Raw genomic sequence first — 13,750 nt, 5'->3', positions numbered from 1 at the left:
TCGGAGTTCCGACGACCTATGAATGAGAATACAGTATTTTTAGAAGAACTCTTGTACTCAAATGAAAATTCCGGAATCCGAATTCTCCGCCAAAAAAAGAAGATGTTTATGTTTGGGATAATTAATTATGTCGCAATAGCGGAAATCGGACCATTTTTGCATTTCGACTAACGTTTGTTAGTGTGTTTTTGTCGGAAACTATATTCGATTTTTGGAATATATCTCAAAGAGAAAGACGGAAAAACAATCTGGAAAGAGCGATGGTATCGATTCCGATGATTCTTTTGTGAAGTTCGGCCTTAAATTGGAAGATCGCTTCTATCTTTTGTAGGTTATTTTCGTAACCGGTTCTTGTATATTCGTAGATCAACACGAGACTAACAAGTTCTAAGAATTCTTTGTAAGAAAAATTCTCTTTCCACTCGGGATGTTCGTCCTTGTAAGAAAGAATCCAGGACTCAAGTTTTAAAAGATCGAGTTGTGTTTCGAGTCGATCCTTGATTTTTTCCTGAACGAGATCGATTACTTCCTGCGGACATTCGGAAGAAGTCAGACTTCCGCCTTGAAACGGAAGAGTGGTAACTCCAAGAGTTGAGTTGATTTTTTTGAGATCGTTCTGATTCAAGAATTGAAAAGGAACACAAATCGCTCTACTGACGATCGTCTCTTTGAGTTTATCCAAGTTGTTTACGATAAAGATGAATCTTGAAAACGGAGGAGCCTCTTCCAAAGATTTTAATAAGGCGGTTTCGGCTTCGTTACCGATCAAAGACGCGTCCGGAAAAACGATAAAACGAAATCGGGAAAGATGAGGACGATAGTTTAAGCGGGAACGAATCAACCATCGAATCGTAAACTCTTCGGGATTGTCTTCGCTTCCGATCGGAATGATCTTACCGCTTTCTTCCGGAAAGCGAATGTAATCCGGATGAGCGTTGTGCATGAACGCTTTGCAGGAAGCGCAGACTCCGCAAGAGGTTCCTTCGAAGCATAATACATTCTTAATAAAACGTTCCGATGCGGATTCTTTTCCTGTTCCGTCCGGTCCGTGAAGAATCAAAAGCGGAGGAATCGTTTCCGGTTTCAACACGTATCTTTTTAAAAAAGTAAGAGCTACTTCTTGTCCTAAGATATCGTCGAGTTGAAACGCGGTGGAACTCATTCTTTTTAATAAACCGGAGTCAACCAGTGTCTGTATTTTTCTTCTTTGTTTATCACCAAGTTGAAGAAGAGGCTTTGAATCTTTTTCGTGATCGGTCCCATCTCCGAGTTGCCGACTTTTCTATGATCGATCTCGGAAACCCATGCGATTTGAACTCCGGTTCCCGAAAAGAAAACCTCGTCCGCGATATAGAGTTCGCTTCTCGAAATATCTCTTTCGATCACTTCGATTCCGTTGTCTCTTGCGATTTGAAGAACGCTTCTTCTTGTGATTCCTTCCAACAGGGAAGAATTGATTCCCGGCGTTATGATCTTTCCGTCGCGAACTAAGAATATATTCTCCGCCGAACCTTCGCTTACAAATCCTCTCGCGTCTAAGAAGATCGCTTCATCGAATCCGTTTTGAAGCGCTTCGGATTTTGCAAGAGCCGAGTTCACGTAACCGCCGGAAACTTTGGACAAGGTCGGGATGACCGCGTCGTCGAATCTTCTCCAACTGGAAACCATCGTCTTCAATCCGCGCTTCGTATCCAAGTAGTCGTTCAACTGAAGAATATAAATTGCGAGTTCCGTTGGAACGTCGTGAAAGCGCGGTGAAAGTTGTAGCGCCGATGTATAAACGAAAGGACGAAGATAGATATTCTCTTTATAACCGCATTGACGAATTAAGTCGAGGGTTATGTCTCTCAATTCTTCTTTTGTCTTATCCAACTTCAACTGCATGATCCGAGTCGAGTTTATCAGTCTTTGATAATGGTCTAAGATTCGGAAGAGATAGATGTTATCGGAGTCTTTATCGTAGTAACCGCGGAGTCCACCGAAGACGGTGGTTCCGTATTGAAGTGCGTGAGTTTGAATACTGATCTTTGCTTCGGATTCAGGAAGGATTTTTCCTTCAAAATAGGATAGTTTCTTGATGGATTCTGCCATAGAACAGGAACCTGATAAGTGATATAATTCCATGAATCAATATGTCGGGTCTGCTGTCGATTCATCTTGCAATCGTATGACTCGAACCTTGCGAAACATCTCATTCTCAAATTTGTAATTAATTTTCAGGAAGTTGAATCTCGATGATCGAATCCAAGAACCAATCTTTTTTCCCGAATCGTTTTGATTGTGTCGTAGTCGGCGCAGGCCATGCGGGTTCGGAAGCCGCTTACATCGCTTCAAAGGGTGGAGCGAAAACTCTTTTGATCACGATGAACTTGGATACGATCGGCCAGATGTCTTGTAATCCCGCGATCGGCGGGATCGCCAAGGGACATATGGTACGAGAAGTCGATGCACTCGGCGGTATCATGGGTAAGGTCATTGATAATACCGGGATTCAATTCAAGATGCTCAACACTTCCAAAGGTCCGAGCGTTTGGGCTCCGCGTGCGCAAGCCGAGAAGAAAGAATATCAACTCAAAGTAAAACATACTCTGGAAGCGGAAAAGAATCTTTCGATGCGACAAGACACCGTTGAAGAGTTGCTCATCGAAAACGATCAAATGATCGGCATAAAGACCGGCCGCGGTTTTGAAATTTATACGAATCACGTCATCTTAACTACGGGAACATTCTTATCTTCTCTCGTTCATATCGGAACGTATCAAAATGAAAACGGAAGAATGTGCGAACCAACGGTCAAAGGTCTTTCCAAGTCTTTGGCAAAATACAATTTGAAGTTGGGAAGATTGAAGACGGGAACTCCGCCGCGCATTCATAAGAACTCGGTCGACTTAAGTGTGCTTGCGATTCAAGACGGAGATGAGAATCCTTCTCCCTTTTCTTTTTCAACGGAGAAGATCACTCGCAGACAAATTCCTTGTTACATCACTTACACAAACGCTGAAACTCATAAACTCATTCATGAAAATCTAAGTTTATCTCCGATGTATTCGGGACAGATTCAAAGCACAGGTCCTCGTTATTGTCCTTCGATCGAAGATAAGGTTGTTCGTTTTGCGGATCGTGAAAGACACCAAGTCTTTCTCGAACCCGAAGGTTATGAAACAACCGAGATCTATCTCAACGGAGTTTCGACAAGTCTTCCCGAAGAAGTTCAATGGAAGTTGGTTCGTTCTTTGAAAGGACTTGAGAATGCGGAGATCGTTCGCCCCGGTTATGCAATCGAGTATGACTATGTCGATCCCACAGAGTTGAAGCCGACATTGGAAACGAAAAAGATCAAAGGACTGTATCACGCGGGACAAATCAACGGGACGACCGGCTATGAAGAGGCGGCGGCGCAAGGTCTTGTCGCCGCTTATAGCGTTCTACATTCTCTGAAGAATTTAGATCCGTTGTTGTTCAAGAGAAGCGAATCTTATATCGGAGTTTTGATCGACGACTTGGTTCACAAAGGAGTGGAAGATCCGTATAGAATGTTTACTTCTCGCGCGGAACATAGACTTCTTCTCAGACAAGACAACGCGGATCATCGACTGATGAAATACGGTTATGATCTCGGCCTTGTGGATCAAGAAAGTTACGATCGAATGAAAGATAAATACGAAAGAATCAATGGAGTCCGCGAGAAAGTTTATCAGATTCCGTTGAAACCTTCGGATGAATTTCAAAAGCTCTTGGATGAAAAAGGAATCACGAACTACAAGTTCGGTATGAAGTTGGATTCTTTTTTGAAACGTCCCGAGATCAAAATCTCCGATGTGGAGTTTATGATTCCCGAAGTAAGCTTTTGGTCCGAGTCGGAGAAGAATATTCTCGAGATGGAAATCAAGTATGAGGGTTACATCAAGAGAGAACTAGAAACGATTCAATGGAAAAGTAAGTATTTGGATCTTGCGATTCCGGAAGACATTGACTACGAAACGATTGCGGGATTAAAAAAAGAAGCGATTCAAAAGTTAAAGAATCATAGACCGATGACTTTGGAGAAGGCGGGACAAATCTCGGGAGTGGATCCGAGTGACATCGACCTTTTGCTTTATCATATCAAAGGAAAAAGAAAACAAGAGGCGGAAGCGTCCTGATCTTTTTTGTTTTTTGAAAGTGAGTTGTAGGAACTCCCACTCGAGTTGGAGATTTTTACTAAAGGTTGCGGTTAGTTGCGGTCGGAACTCCTACAAAAAAGCTAAGTTTTCTCCGCGTTTCACATGAAACGTTTTTAAAAGGCCCGGAACTTCCGGGCTTTTTATTTTTCAAAATGAGATTTGTTTTTAAGATCGGAAGTTTTTCGAAGCGAATCGCCTTGAAGAAGTATTCGGTATTTGATGCTCATCCTTAGTTTTTAAATTCCGATCTTCTATTTTTACTCGTGCCTCGATTTAAATCTCTGATTATCATTGAGCACCCACTACCAGTTGATCCGAATCTTCGCCGCGAACTTCGTTACTCGCATTCAATGTAAGAGCAAAGAAAGCTTCGAAAACACTTTAATAGATTCTCCTTGGGCAGATCGTTAACGAAAGAAAATCCTTTGAAGATTTGCCGAAGACATCTTACGTCGGTCCGGCATTCGCAATTGGAAACGTCCAAGTTTAAAAAGAATCGAGCGTCGCTTAAAAACTTTTGTGATTATGGAAGCAAAGAATCTTTGTTCGTCTTGAACCGTATGTTCGTGAGCAAGTTGATCGCGACTTTTGATTCAACGCTGAGTTCTAATCAGAGTTATTTTCAATTTAAACTCGGTTTTGAAAATCCATTCTTAAGGTTCGACTTCAACGGAACTGTATTCAAAGTTCTCGCTTTGAAATACAACCGATCGATTCAAGATTGAAACAATCTGCGACAATTGTTCTGAATTTTTTCCGAAAAGCGATGTTCCGATGGGCCTTTGTCTTTCAACTTTCCTTTGTTCACTTACGAAGTTTCAAAAAGCGGATAAAGAGTATGAAAAAGCATTTCATAAGAAAACGAAAGATCGAAAGCGGAAAAGGGAAACTAGAAGACGAGCAGGATAAAGAAAAAAGTAGAAACGTTAGAGATGCGAAATCTAAGTCGGACTAAAGTTTGAAGCGGAGTTGGAAGACGCGCCGTCTCTTCAAACAAGACGGCTTTCATTTCTAAGATTATTTGTAGATCAACTCGTGTGTCTTTTGGAGTTCCCATTTGTTGTTTTGTTTCACGTGAAACGTAAAGCTTTGGAGCTGACTGTTCGCGCCATAACTGAGTTGATTCTTTCTTTCTTGTTCGCCTTGAACATTGATCCGAGTCAGTAACTTCCCCTTCTCGTCATACTCAAACTTCGTGGAAGCAATCTGTTTCTTTTCTTCGTTATAAATATTTTGAATCAAAGCTCTCGGGTTTTTATCGTCTTGAATCAAGGTAAAGGTTTCCACTTCTTTCGAATCCGGCCAATTGGTTTGTCCCGATTTTACGAAGTCCTTGTCCCAAGAAGTGATGTTCGACTTTAAAAGGAGTTTATTCTCGCGATCGAAAACTTCAACGAGATCGATCTGACCTTTCGGATTGTAACGAAAGGTTTTTGTTTCGAGAAGAACGTTATCCTTATCAAAGAGTTCTTCACGAACAACCTTCCCATCCTTGTATTGAAAAACTGTGGAACCGTCCGCATTCCCGTCCGCATTCAGATAAGTTTCTTTGATGAGTTTACCGGAAGAATCATATTCGTAAGCCGCCGAATAAACGACTTGGCCGCTTGCGTTCTTAACGATTTCTTTTACGGGACCGTTGGTGTTGTTTCCGAAAACATACTTATCGATATGAGACCATTTACCGGGAGTAACGCCGAGAATAAGACCGGGAAAGAGTAAGAAGAGAAACAAAACTCGAAACATAATATAACCTCTACCCTACAATCATCGGAAAACAATCCAAAAGGTTAACGGCAAATCAAAAACACGAATGAAAAACAAAAGAAATCTCCGATGTAAATGCCTTGAAAGGAAAGCGGGACGCGTTATTTTCTCCAGCACCGAGGAGAATTACAAATGAATTGGAAGAAGATCGCGTTAGGCTTTTTAGGAGCCTTCGTTTTGTTTTTACTATATACGATTTTTATAACAGAAAAAGGGATTCGATCCTTAACGCCACAATCGAAATTCGAAGAGCGAGATTATGGGAAACTCGCCGAAGAAGCATCGAAGGATTTACAAACATATCTAAGAATTAAAACCGTTCGTGGAAATGAAAAGCAAGCGGCGTTATTTTTAAAGAGTCTTTTCGATAAACGCGGAATCAAAACGACGATCTTCGACGTTCCCGGAAAACCGGATCGAGCAAGTATCATGGCGGAGATCAAAGGAGAAGATTCTCAAGGCGGTTTAATTCTTACCAATCACATCGACGTTGTCGAAGCGGATGCAAGCGAGTGGATCGAACCCCCCTTCTCCGGTGTAAGAAAAGGTGATCGTATCTATGGACGCGGCGCGGTCGACGTGAAAGGACTCGGTATCATGCAACTCTATGCGTTCTTTCTGATTCATGATTCCGGAATGAAGCTTAAAAAGAATCTTATGTATCTCGCAGTCTCCGATGAAGAAAGTCGTTCCGAATTCGGAATGAGATTCTTAATCGCAAAACACAGAGATATTTTCAACGGATATGAATTCGTTCACAACGAAGGCGGCGTCGGAACAAAGGACGTTGTCGTTAAAGGAAGTAAAATCTTCAACATTCAACACGCGGAAAAAGGAGCCGTGTGGTTGGACTTGGAAGCCGAAGATATTTCCGGTCATGGTAGTACTCCTCCGATTCAATACGCCGCTCTCAACCTCATCGATTTTATAACCGATCTCAAAAAGATGAACGAAGTCGTGATCATAAAAGATGAAACCGCTTCTTTCTTTTATCAGATGGGCGAAGTAAGTCCTTTTCCGAATTCATTCGTGTTGAAACGTTCTCGTAATCCTTTACTCGGAACGATTTTAAACGGAGTGATCCGATCCAACAAACATCTAAGAGCGATGACCAGCAACTCGGTAAGCATCACGGGCGTTGATACGCACTATGCTGGTATTAATGTGATCACTTCGAAAGCCAACGGAAGTGTTGATATAAGAATTCTTCCCGGATACAACGAGAATGAAATTTATGAAAAAGTAAAGAAGCTTGGCGAGAAGTTTCGAGTTAAGGTAACCGCGAGACATCTCGAACCTGGAACTACGTCACCGGTGGATTCGAAGTATTTTAAAATCTTATCGGGAGTCGTTCAGCATGTGGTTCCGGGCGCGGTGATTACTCCGTTCTTATCGCCGGGCACGACCGATTCTTCTTATTTAAGAGTGGCGGGGTTTAAGTGTTACGGATTGATTCCGGCGTTGATGAGCTCGGAAGAGATCGATGGGATTCACGGTAAAAATGAAAGCACCACAATCGAACACTTAAAGATGGGGATTGAAATTCTTCACAAGGCCGTGATCGAATTTAACAACGCTACCGATTGATTTGTTTTTAAAGTTCAGGGTGAGAATTTTCACTCTGAACTTTTTTCGATTTTGATATGAGTTCGTTTTCGGTTTTTGATTCTTTTCTAAAATTTGTTTCTTATTTCTTTCTAAATCTTTTCTTCTTCCGCCGCGCAACGTACAGCACCGACAGATTCATGCAAAAGAAACGCAAGTCAGTTTTCGGTGTCCGGTGGGAGTTCCTACATTTCAAAGTTCGATCGTTTAACAAAAGATTTTTAGGAGTTCCTACAGATTACGTCACCTCGAGTTCAGTAAAGGCACTCGAACCTCAATCGATTCCTGAACTCAAGTATGAGTTCCCACAAATTTCCGAAATCTCAAGGAACCAAAGCCAAGAACTCGAAACTGTGAAGACAAAATGAAACAAAATTCTACCTTAGCAACATGCAAGATCCCGAACAATTCTCGATCGAATCAATTACGGAAAGATTGAAAGAACGATTTCCGAAGGAATCCGATGAAATAATTTATTTCTTTGATTGGGAACTGGTTTGCAAATTCGCGTTGTTCCTCAGAGACAAAAACGAAGCCGGTGGATTCTTTTCGAAAAGAGATTCGGAAGAAATTTTAGACCGTCACGTTTTGGAATCGATCTACCACGTATATCGAATCACCAAAAAAGTCGGTTCATGGAAGGGCATTCAACTCGGAGACGCAGGAACCGGACCGGGAATTCCGGGCTTTTTCTTTCGTTGTTTGAAAGATCCTCCGGTTGTCGTATTAATCGATTCTCAAAAAAGAAAACTTTCTCATACGGAAGAATTCGTTCGTTCCAATCGAATTTCAGATGTGAAATTTCAATTCATTCGAACGGAAGAATCAAAGTTATCTCTAAATTATGTCGTATCACGTGGGTTTATCCCTTATCCATATAGCGCGGAAGCGGTTTGTAACTTGATAAAAGTTGGAGGGACTTATGTCCCATTTTTAGGAAAACATGATATAGATGCAAAACTGGAAGATAAAGTTCTTTCTTATTCCGGTTTCCGTTTAGAATTTTCAGAAGAATTGCCTTCTCTTGAATTTTTAGGCATGCGACATATTAAATTCTTGAAAAAGGTTTCTAGCCCGAGGCATGGTTATCCAAGAGCTTGGAAGGATATCAGCAAGGAGACTAAGGGCGGAAATGGGAAAGATCGTATCGATTAGCAATCAAAAGGGCGGTGTCGGAAAAACGACAACCTCCATCAATCTCGCGGCCAACCTTGCTTCGATCGGAAAAAAGGTTTTGATCATTGATATGGATCCGCAGGGAAACTCGGGTTCCGGTCTCGGGATCGAAATCAATACGCTCGGAAAAACTTCGTATGAGTTGCTGTTAGGTGAATCTTCGGCAAATGAATGTATTCAAAGAACGAACGTAAACAATCTTCATATCATTCCTTCCAACATCAACTTGAGCGGCGCCGAGGCGGACCTTCTCGCGGAGGATCAAAGAGAATACAGATTGAAAAACGCGGTAGCGGAACTTCGAACCGAGTATGATTATATTCTAATCGATTGTCCTCCTTCTTTGGGAATCTTAACCATCAATGCTCTTTGTGCGGCCGACAGCGTGATGATCACGCTTCAAACGGAATACTTTGCATTGGAAGGTCTTACCCAGTTGATGAAAATCATTTCTCTCGTGCAGAACCAACTCAATCCATCCTTGGAACTCGAAGGTGTTCTTCTGACGATGTTCGATAAGAGAACCAATCTTGCGAACCAAGTCGCGGAAGACGTTAAGTCCTATTTCAAAGATAAAGTATATACTACGATCATTCCAAGAAACGTAAAATTAAGCGAAGCTCCTTCTTTCGGACAAACGATCATGAGTTACGATCCGGAAGGAGTCGGCGCGCAGAGTTATAGAAGTCTTGCTCTGGAAGTCGCAGGGAAGAATTAAGAATGGCAATCAAACCCAAAGCCCTCGGTAGAGGTCTTGGAAATTTAATTCCGGTCAACGAAAACAAAACGCCGATCGAATCTTCTTCGGACGGCGCGCTTCGTGAAATTAAGATCAGCGAAATTCGACCCAATCCCGGCCAACCTAGAAAAACTTTTTCAGAAGAATCTCTCAGAGAACTTTCTGAAACCATCAAGGCACACGGAGTCATTCAACCGATCGTTGTCAAACAACTGGATTCAGGTTACGAAATTATATCCGGTGAACGTCGTTACCGCGCTTGTAAACTCGCGGGTTTTGTAAAAATTCCTGCGATCGTTAAGAACGTTTCCGAAAATCAATCGATGGAAATGGCGATCATCGAAAACATTCAACGAGAGGATTTGAATCCGATCGAAGAAGCGCTCGCATACAAAACACTTTCCGAAAAGCTGAATCTAAAAATCACCGATATTTCGACTCGAGTCGGTAAGAATCGATCCACGATTTCGAATTTAATCCGACTTCTCCAGCTTCCCGATGTCGTTCAAGACTTGATTAAAAACGGAAGAATTTCCGAAGGTCACGCAAGACCTCTTCTTTCCTTAGCCGATCGGAAAAAGATCGAACAACTCGCGTATCAAATCGCCGAAAAAGGTTTAACGGCGAGACAGGTCGAGGACTTGGTTTCCAATCTTACCGAAGAACGTTCTTCCACGCCTGAAAAGAAAAAGCCGCGTAAAGACGTGAACATCGTCGAATTGGAAAATAAATTTCGCAGAAAGTATTCTATGAAAATCGAAATCGGTCACAATCAAAGTTCCGGCAAAGGAAAGATGACGATCGCTTATCCGAATTTGGAAGCGATGGAAAAGATTTTAAATGCGTTGGGTCTATAAAAATAAAATAAGTTTTTTAAAGAGAACGTTGCAAGATTCTGAAAACTTTACGCATTTTCGATTCTTGCAACGACGAAATTGTTATTACTAACTGAGTTCTTTTAAGAATTAGGATTTATCCTTTTTGTCTTTTTTATTTTCCTTTTTCTTTTTGAGAGCCCATCCATGTCCCGATACGGTTTTGATGCCTACGGTACCCACATTTTGGCCTGTGTTTGCATTAAAAAAGTTTATCTGTAAATCTCCGAACGATTCGACTAAAACCGTATCTCCGCCCGCGACCTTCGTAATTTTCTTTAACGAATTCGTAATTCTCAATTTCCGGTTGTTCTCGGCTTGTACGTCGTCTTTCGATTCTCGAACGATACAAGGATAATAAAGAGGAGTGAAAGCCCAGATTCCTAACGTAACCCAATTGATTGGAACTTGCCAATAGCAATAAGCTTTTTTCCAGGATTCTTCCTCTACATAATCGTAAAACCAAAACAGATGACTGTCTTGATTGTAATCGGAATGAACGGTTCCTAATACTTCCCATTTCTTTTCGTCATAATGGAGTGTATTGCCGTCCCAGGAAATGCCGGGTGGCACTTCGAGTACAAAGGCATTTACATCAGCGACATCGGCGAGTTTTAATTTTTCGGCCTCGGTCGTCATTGCAGTCGTATCCACTACCTGTCCTTTTTTTTCGAACCGTGCAATGTAATTCATAGTTGCGCAGGCGAAAAACGAAGCGTTTATTAACAATAATACACTTAATATTAGAAATTTTTTAAGTGATCTCTGAAACTTATCTCCATTATGAAACGAATGGAAAATTGAATTCATTTTGTGTCCTCATGCATTTTAAATTCGAAGGGTAGCATCCCTCGGAATAAATAACAGGCAATTAAGAGTGAACTTGCTTGCAAGGAATGAAATACAATAAATTAGGAATTAATTGAAAGGAATATAATATATAATTTGAATATAAAATTATTTGTAAGGAATGACTATCATCTATTTTGTATACGCAACGATAGTTACTATTTATTTAGTTAAGAATTTTAGCAGTTTGAATGCAAAATATTTTGTAAATTCATTTCAATTTTGTTTATGGTAAAAGTCGAAATATTTTTTGATCTTGGAGCATAAGGAAAAATAGAATCAGGGCTTGCTTCGAAAAAAAACGTATATGCAGTAGAGATTAGATTTTATCTTATCTCCTTTCGGAACGATATCTTTACTTGCTTTCGATTCCGGTTTTCGAAAGCTGAGAGATAAGAACGTTTCTACGATCTTTGATTATAAATTCGAAATGTTGCTTTTGACTTTCTTTCTATGCTTACACGTCTCTGTTTGATCGATATAGATGACCACGAAGGATATTCCGGATTGATTTCTGCGTCGTTTCTCGTTCTTATTTTACCATATTGTTTATCGTCTATTTTGAATTTGCAGAACGATTGATAAAAATAAAATTTTTCTCCTTCGTGGCGTCGGTTTGGATTTGTGCCGGTCTGCTACAGGCTTATTTTTCCGAAAGGAAATTTAGGTTTTTAACTACTCTTGAATATCCAAGAGCAAACCGCGGATATCCGTTAACGACTTCAGAAGTTTAAAGGCCGAGTTTCCCTCGTTCATAATGAGTTCCGCTAAGATCTGAATTTTCTCGTCGATAATCTTTACGACGTGATAGATCTTTTTGGCTTCGCCTTTCATTCTTTTTGCGAGAGTTTCCACCCTCATATTCTGATCGATGACCGCTTTTGTGATGGCTTGAATATGTTTTTGATAGGCTTCTAAATTTCCGATGGAAGGAAGATCCAAAAATCTCTTTTCGATTTCGGGAAGTTCTCTCCAAAGAGCGTTTAAATCTTTTGTGGTTTCGGAACCGGAAGGAACGATTTCTTCGAGAATGTCGAGAAAGGAAGAAGATACGTTTTCAACGGCTTCGGCGGAGTTGAGAGAACTTCCTCCGTTTAAGGACGAAGCGCTACTCTTCTTACTCTTGGAAGCGTTTTTGGTTTCGGTTTCTTTTCGAGGAGGTTGATAAGGTGGTATGAGTACTTTCAATGTGCAACTGGGTTGATCTTACAATTGCCTTCGAATTGTACTCCTTCTTCCATTACGATTCTCGGAGATACGATATCTCCTTTCATTCTGCAGGAAGCCAATAGAGTGACTCGTTCGCTCGCGTAAATATTCCCGTTGATTTCACCGCCAGCGACGACAATTCGGGCTCTGATATCCGTATCGACGATTCCCGATTTGCCGATTAGGACTTTTCCTTCGGTTTTTATAGAGCCGCGAAAAATTCCGTCGATTCTTAAGAGACCGGAGAGTTTGAATTCTCCGCTAAACTCGGCGCCTTCGCCGATGATGCTGTTTACGATTAAGTGTTCTTCTGTGGTCGCCATTCAGTCCTGAATCTGGTTGAGGAAAGCAAACGGATTGATCGCTCTTGTTCCAACGTGAATTTCATAGTGGAGCATATAATTCGGAGAAGCTTCGGTCTTGCCGACGAAACCGATCACTTCCGTTTTGGAAACTTGCTGACCTTGTTTCACTTTCAATCGATCCATGTTCGAATAGATCGTCTTCCATCCGTATTTGTGAGAAACTTTTACGAAATAACCGGTGTTTCTCGTATAACCGATTTCATAAACGGTTCCGGGTGCGGTCGCAAGAACTTCGGAACCCGCGAACGATCCTATGTCGACGCCGCTGTTATATTCTCTTCTTCCCGAGATCGGATTGAAGTAAGCTCCGTACGGATAAAGAACATAACCTTTTACCGGCCAGATGGACGGGGTTTGTTTTAGGATGTTCTTTCTTTTTTTGAGAATGGAGATGATGTCTTGAGTGAGTTCGTTACTGATTCTTAAGTTATGAACGTCTTCCTTCAATCTGAAAACGGCAGCACCTTCGGGAAGATCGTTGGTCTGAGGATTGACCGCTTTCGGTTCGATGATGGATGGAGGTTGAGTGGAAAGTTGTTCCGCCCCGCCGATTCCTTTGGAAACCTTTGCCGGATCACCTCCGAGTCTTACGTAAAGTCTCGCTAATCTTCCGTAATAGTATTCCACGTATTCATGAAGAGAATTGATTTCTTCTTTCATCTTTGCCGATTGGCGGATAAAGTCTTTGTTGGAAAGATTGAGTTCTGTGAGTTGGTGAACGGAACCGCTATGACTTAAAACGTTGATCGAACTGATGATGAGAAGAATGAAGATCGTTCCGATAAAGATGGAAATCGCTCTGTAAGAGATGTGAAAGTTGATGGTTTTTTGTTCCGAGTGGGGAATTACCATCACCGTAAGTCTTTCTTTTCCCTTTTTATTGAGTTCGGAAAGTTTTAGATCCAGTTTGAGTTTGTACTCTTGGTACTTATAACGGAGTCTATAGTAGATCAGTGCGGAAGTTGCTTTAATATCCACGGTTTATGTCCCGAAACTTGGTTT

General features: G+C 41.3%; 12 protein-coding genes. 5 read left to right on the top strand and 7 right to left on the bottom strand.

Annotation, left to right across the window (positions count from 1 at the left end; all coding sequences use genetic code 11):
- Nucleotides 1-223 precede the first annotated feature (223 nt).
- Both LEP1GSC052_RS16560 and LEP1GSC052_RS16555 read right to left on the bottom strand, forming a co-directional pair.
- Nucleotides 224-1,162, bottom strand: a complete 939-nt coding sequence (locus tag LEP1GSC052_RS16560; protein WP_010573140.1) for a hypothetical protein — start codon at nt 1,160-1,162, stop codon at nt 224-226.
- Nucleotides 1,163-1,167: 5 nt separating this feature from the next.
- Complete coding sequence (locus LEP1GSC052_RS16555; protein ID WP_010573141.1) at nt 1,168-2,091, bottom strand: branched-chain amino acid transaminase; 924 nt, start codon at nt 2,089-2,091, stop codon at nt 1,168-1,170.
- Between the two features lie 143 nt (nt 2,092-2,234).
- Here LEP1GSC052_RS16555 and mnmG point away from each other — a divergent pair, with 143 nt between their 5' ends.
- A complete protein-coding gene (mnmG, locus tag LEP1GSC052_RS16550; protein WP_010573142.1) occupies nt 2,235-4,142 on the top strand; it encodes a tRNA uridine-5-carboxymethylaminomethyl(34) synthesis enzyme MnmG in 1,908 nt (635 codons plus the stop codon).
- Between the two features lie 1,038 nt (nt 4,143-5,180).
- Here the strand turns inward: mnmG and LEP1GSC052_RS16530 are convergent.
- On the bottom strand, nt 5,181-5,909 hold the full coding sequence (locus LEP1GSC052_RS16530; protein ID WP_010573146.1) for a hypothetical protein: 729 nt from the start codon (nt 5,907-5,909) through the stop codon (nt 5,181-5,183).
- Nucleotides 5,910-6,062: 153 nt separating this feature from the next.
- Here LEP1GSC052_RS16530 and LEP1GSC052_RS16525 point away from each other — a divergent pair, with 153 nt between their 5' ends.
- The 4 genes from LEP1GSC052_RS16525 (at nt 6,063) to LEP1GSC052_RS16505 (ending at nt 10,307) form a co-directional block, all read left to right on the top strand.
- Nucleotides 6,063-7,517 (top strand): M20/M25/M40 family metallo-hydrolase, encoded by a 1,455-nt coding sequence (locus tag LEP1GSC052_RS16525; protein WP_010573147.1) that lies wholly within the window; start codon nt 6,063-6,065, stop codon nt 7,515-7,517.
- 408 nt (nt 7,518-7,925) lie between these two features.
- A complete protein-coding gene (locus LEP1GSC052_RS16515; RefSeq protein WP_010573149.1) occupies nt 7,926-8,690 on the top strand; it encodes an RsmG family class I SAM-dependent methyltransferase in 765 nt (254 codons plus the stop codon).
- The gene (locus LEP1GSC052_RS16510; protein WP_010573150.1) at nt 8,668-9,429 is read left to right on the top strand and encodes a ParA family protein; all 762 of its coding nucleotides are present in this window, start codon (nt 8,668-8,670) and stop codon (nt 9,427-9,429) included. The genes LEP1GSC052_RS16515 and LEP1GSC052_RS16510 overlap by 23 nt, the downstream gene beginning before the upstream one ends.
- Nucleotides 9,430-9,431: 2 nt before the next feature.
- Nucleotides 9,432-10,307: a ParB/RepB/Spo0J family partition protein gene (locus tag LEP1GSC052_RS16505; protein ID WP_010573151.1), complete on the top strand. Its 876-nt coding sequence runs from the start codon at nt 9,432-9,434 to the stop codon at nt 10,305-10,307.
- 108 nt (nt 10,308-10,415) lie between these two features.
- Here the strand turns inward: LEP1GSC052_RS16505 and LEP1GSC052_RS16500 are convergent, their stop codons facing one another.
- The 4 genes from LEP1GSC052_RS16500 to LEP1GSC052_RS16485 all read right to left on the bottom strand — a co-directional run bounded on the left by LEP1GSC052_RS16500 (nt 10,416) and on the right by LEP1GSC052_RS16485 (nt 13,726).
- Nucleotides 10,416-11,018, bottom strand: coding sequence for a hypothetical protein (locus LEP1GSC052_RS16500; RefSeq protein WP_084492275.1), 603 nt, complete (start codon nt 11,016-11,018; stop codon nt 10,416-10,418).
- A gap of 831 nt (nt 11,019-11,849) precedes the next feature.
- Entirely contained in the window at nt 11,850-12,362 is a 513-nt protein-coding gene (locus LEP1GSC052_RS16495; RefSeq protein WP_010573153.1) for a YaaR family protein, read from the bottom strand.
- Nucleotides 12,359-12,706, bottom strand: a complete 348-nt coding sequence (locus tag LEP1GSC052_RS16490; protein WP_010573154.1) for a bactofilin family protein — start codon at nt 12,704-12,706, stop codon at nt 12,359-12,361. The genes LEP1GSC052_RS16495 and LEP1GSC052_RS16490 overlap by 4 nt, the downstream gene beginning before the upstream one ends.
- Nucleotides 12,707-13,726 carry a M23 family metallopeptidase gene (locus LEP1GSC052_RS16485; protein WP_010573155.1) on the bottom strand — a complete coding sequence of 340 codons (1,020 nt, stop codon included), beginning with the start codon at nt 13,724-13,726 and terminating at the stop codon, nt 12,707-12,709.
- Nucleotides 13,727-13,750 lie beyond the last annotated feature (24 nt).

Origin of the sequence: Leptospira kmetyi serovar Malaysia str. Bejo-Iso9, from assembly GCF_000243735.2 — a bacterium.
In the GTDB taxonomy this organism is placed as follows: Bacteria; Spirochaetota; Leptospiria; order Leptospirales; family Leptospiraceae; genus Leptospira; species Leptospira kmetyi.
The sequence above is the reverse complement of the archived record's forward strand: the minus strand, read 5'-3'. Positions and strand labels throughout refer to the sequence as shown.

Bases quoted from the DNA above. Each gene is read 5' to 3' on its own strand.
- LEP1GSC052_RS16560 (WP_010573140.1), bottom strand. From the start codon at position 1,162: ATGAGTTCCACCGCGTTTCAACTCGACGATATCTTAGGACAAGAAGTA.
- LEP1GSC052_RS16555 (WP_010573141.1), bottom strand. From the start codon at position 2,091: ATGGCAGAATCCATCAAGAAACTATCCTATTTTGAAGGAAAAATCCTT.
- mnmG (WP_010573142.1), top strand. From the start codon at position 2,235: ATGATCGAATCCAAGAACCAATCTTTTTTCCCGAATCGTTTTGATTGT.
- LEP1GSC052_RS16530 (WP_010573146.1), bottom strand. From the start codon at position 5,909: ATGTTTCGAGTTTTGTTTCTCTTCTTACTCTTTCCCGGTCTTATTCTC.
- LEP1GSC052_RS16525 (WP_010573147.1), top strand. From the start codon at position 6,063: ATGAATTGGAAGAAGATCGCGTTAGGCTTTTTAGGAGCCTTCGTTTTG.
- LEP1GSC052_RS16515 (WP_010573149.1), top strand. From the start codon at position 7,926: ATGCAAGATCCCGAACAATTCTCGATCGAATCAATTACGGAAAGATTG.
- LEP1GSC052_RS16510 (WP_010573150.1), top strand. From the start codon at position 8,668: ATGGGAAAGATCGTATCGATTAGCAATCAAAAGGGCGGTGTCGGAAAA.
- LEP1GSC052_RS16505 (WP_010573151.1), top strand. From the start codon at position 9,432: ATGGCAATCAAACCCAAAGCCCTCGGTAGAGGTCTTGGAAATTTAATT.
- LEP1GSC052_RS16500 (WP_084492275.1), bottom strand. From the start codon at position 11,018: ATGAATTACATTGCACGGTTCGAAAAAAAAGGACAGGTAGTGGATACG.
- LEP1GSC052_RS16490 (WP_010573154.1), bottom strand. From the start codon at position 12,706: ATGGCGACCACAGAAGAACACTTAATCGTAAACAGCATCATCGGCGAA.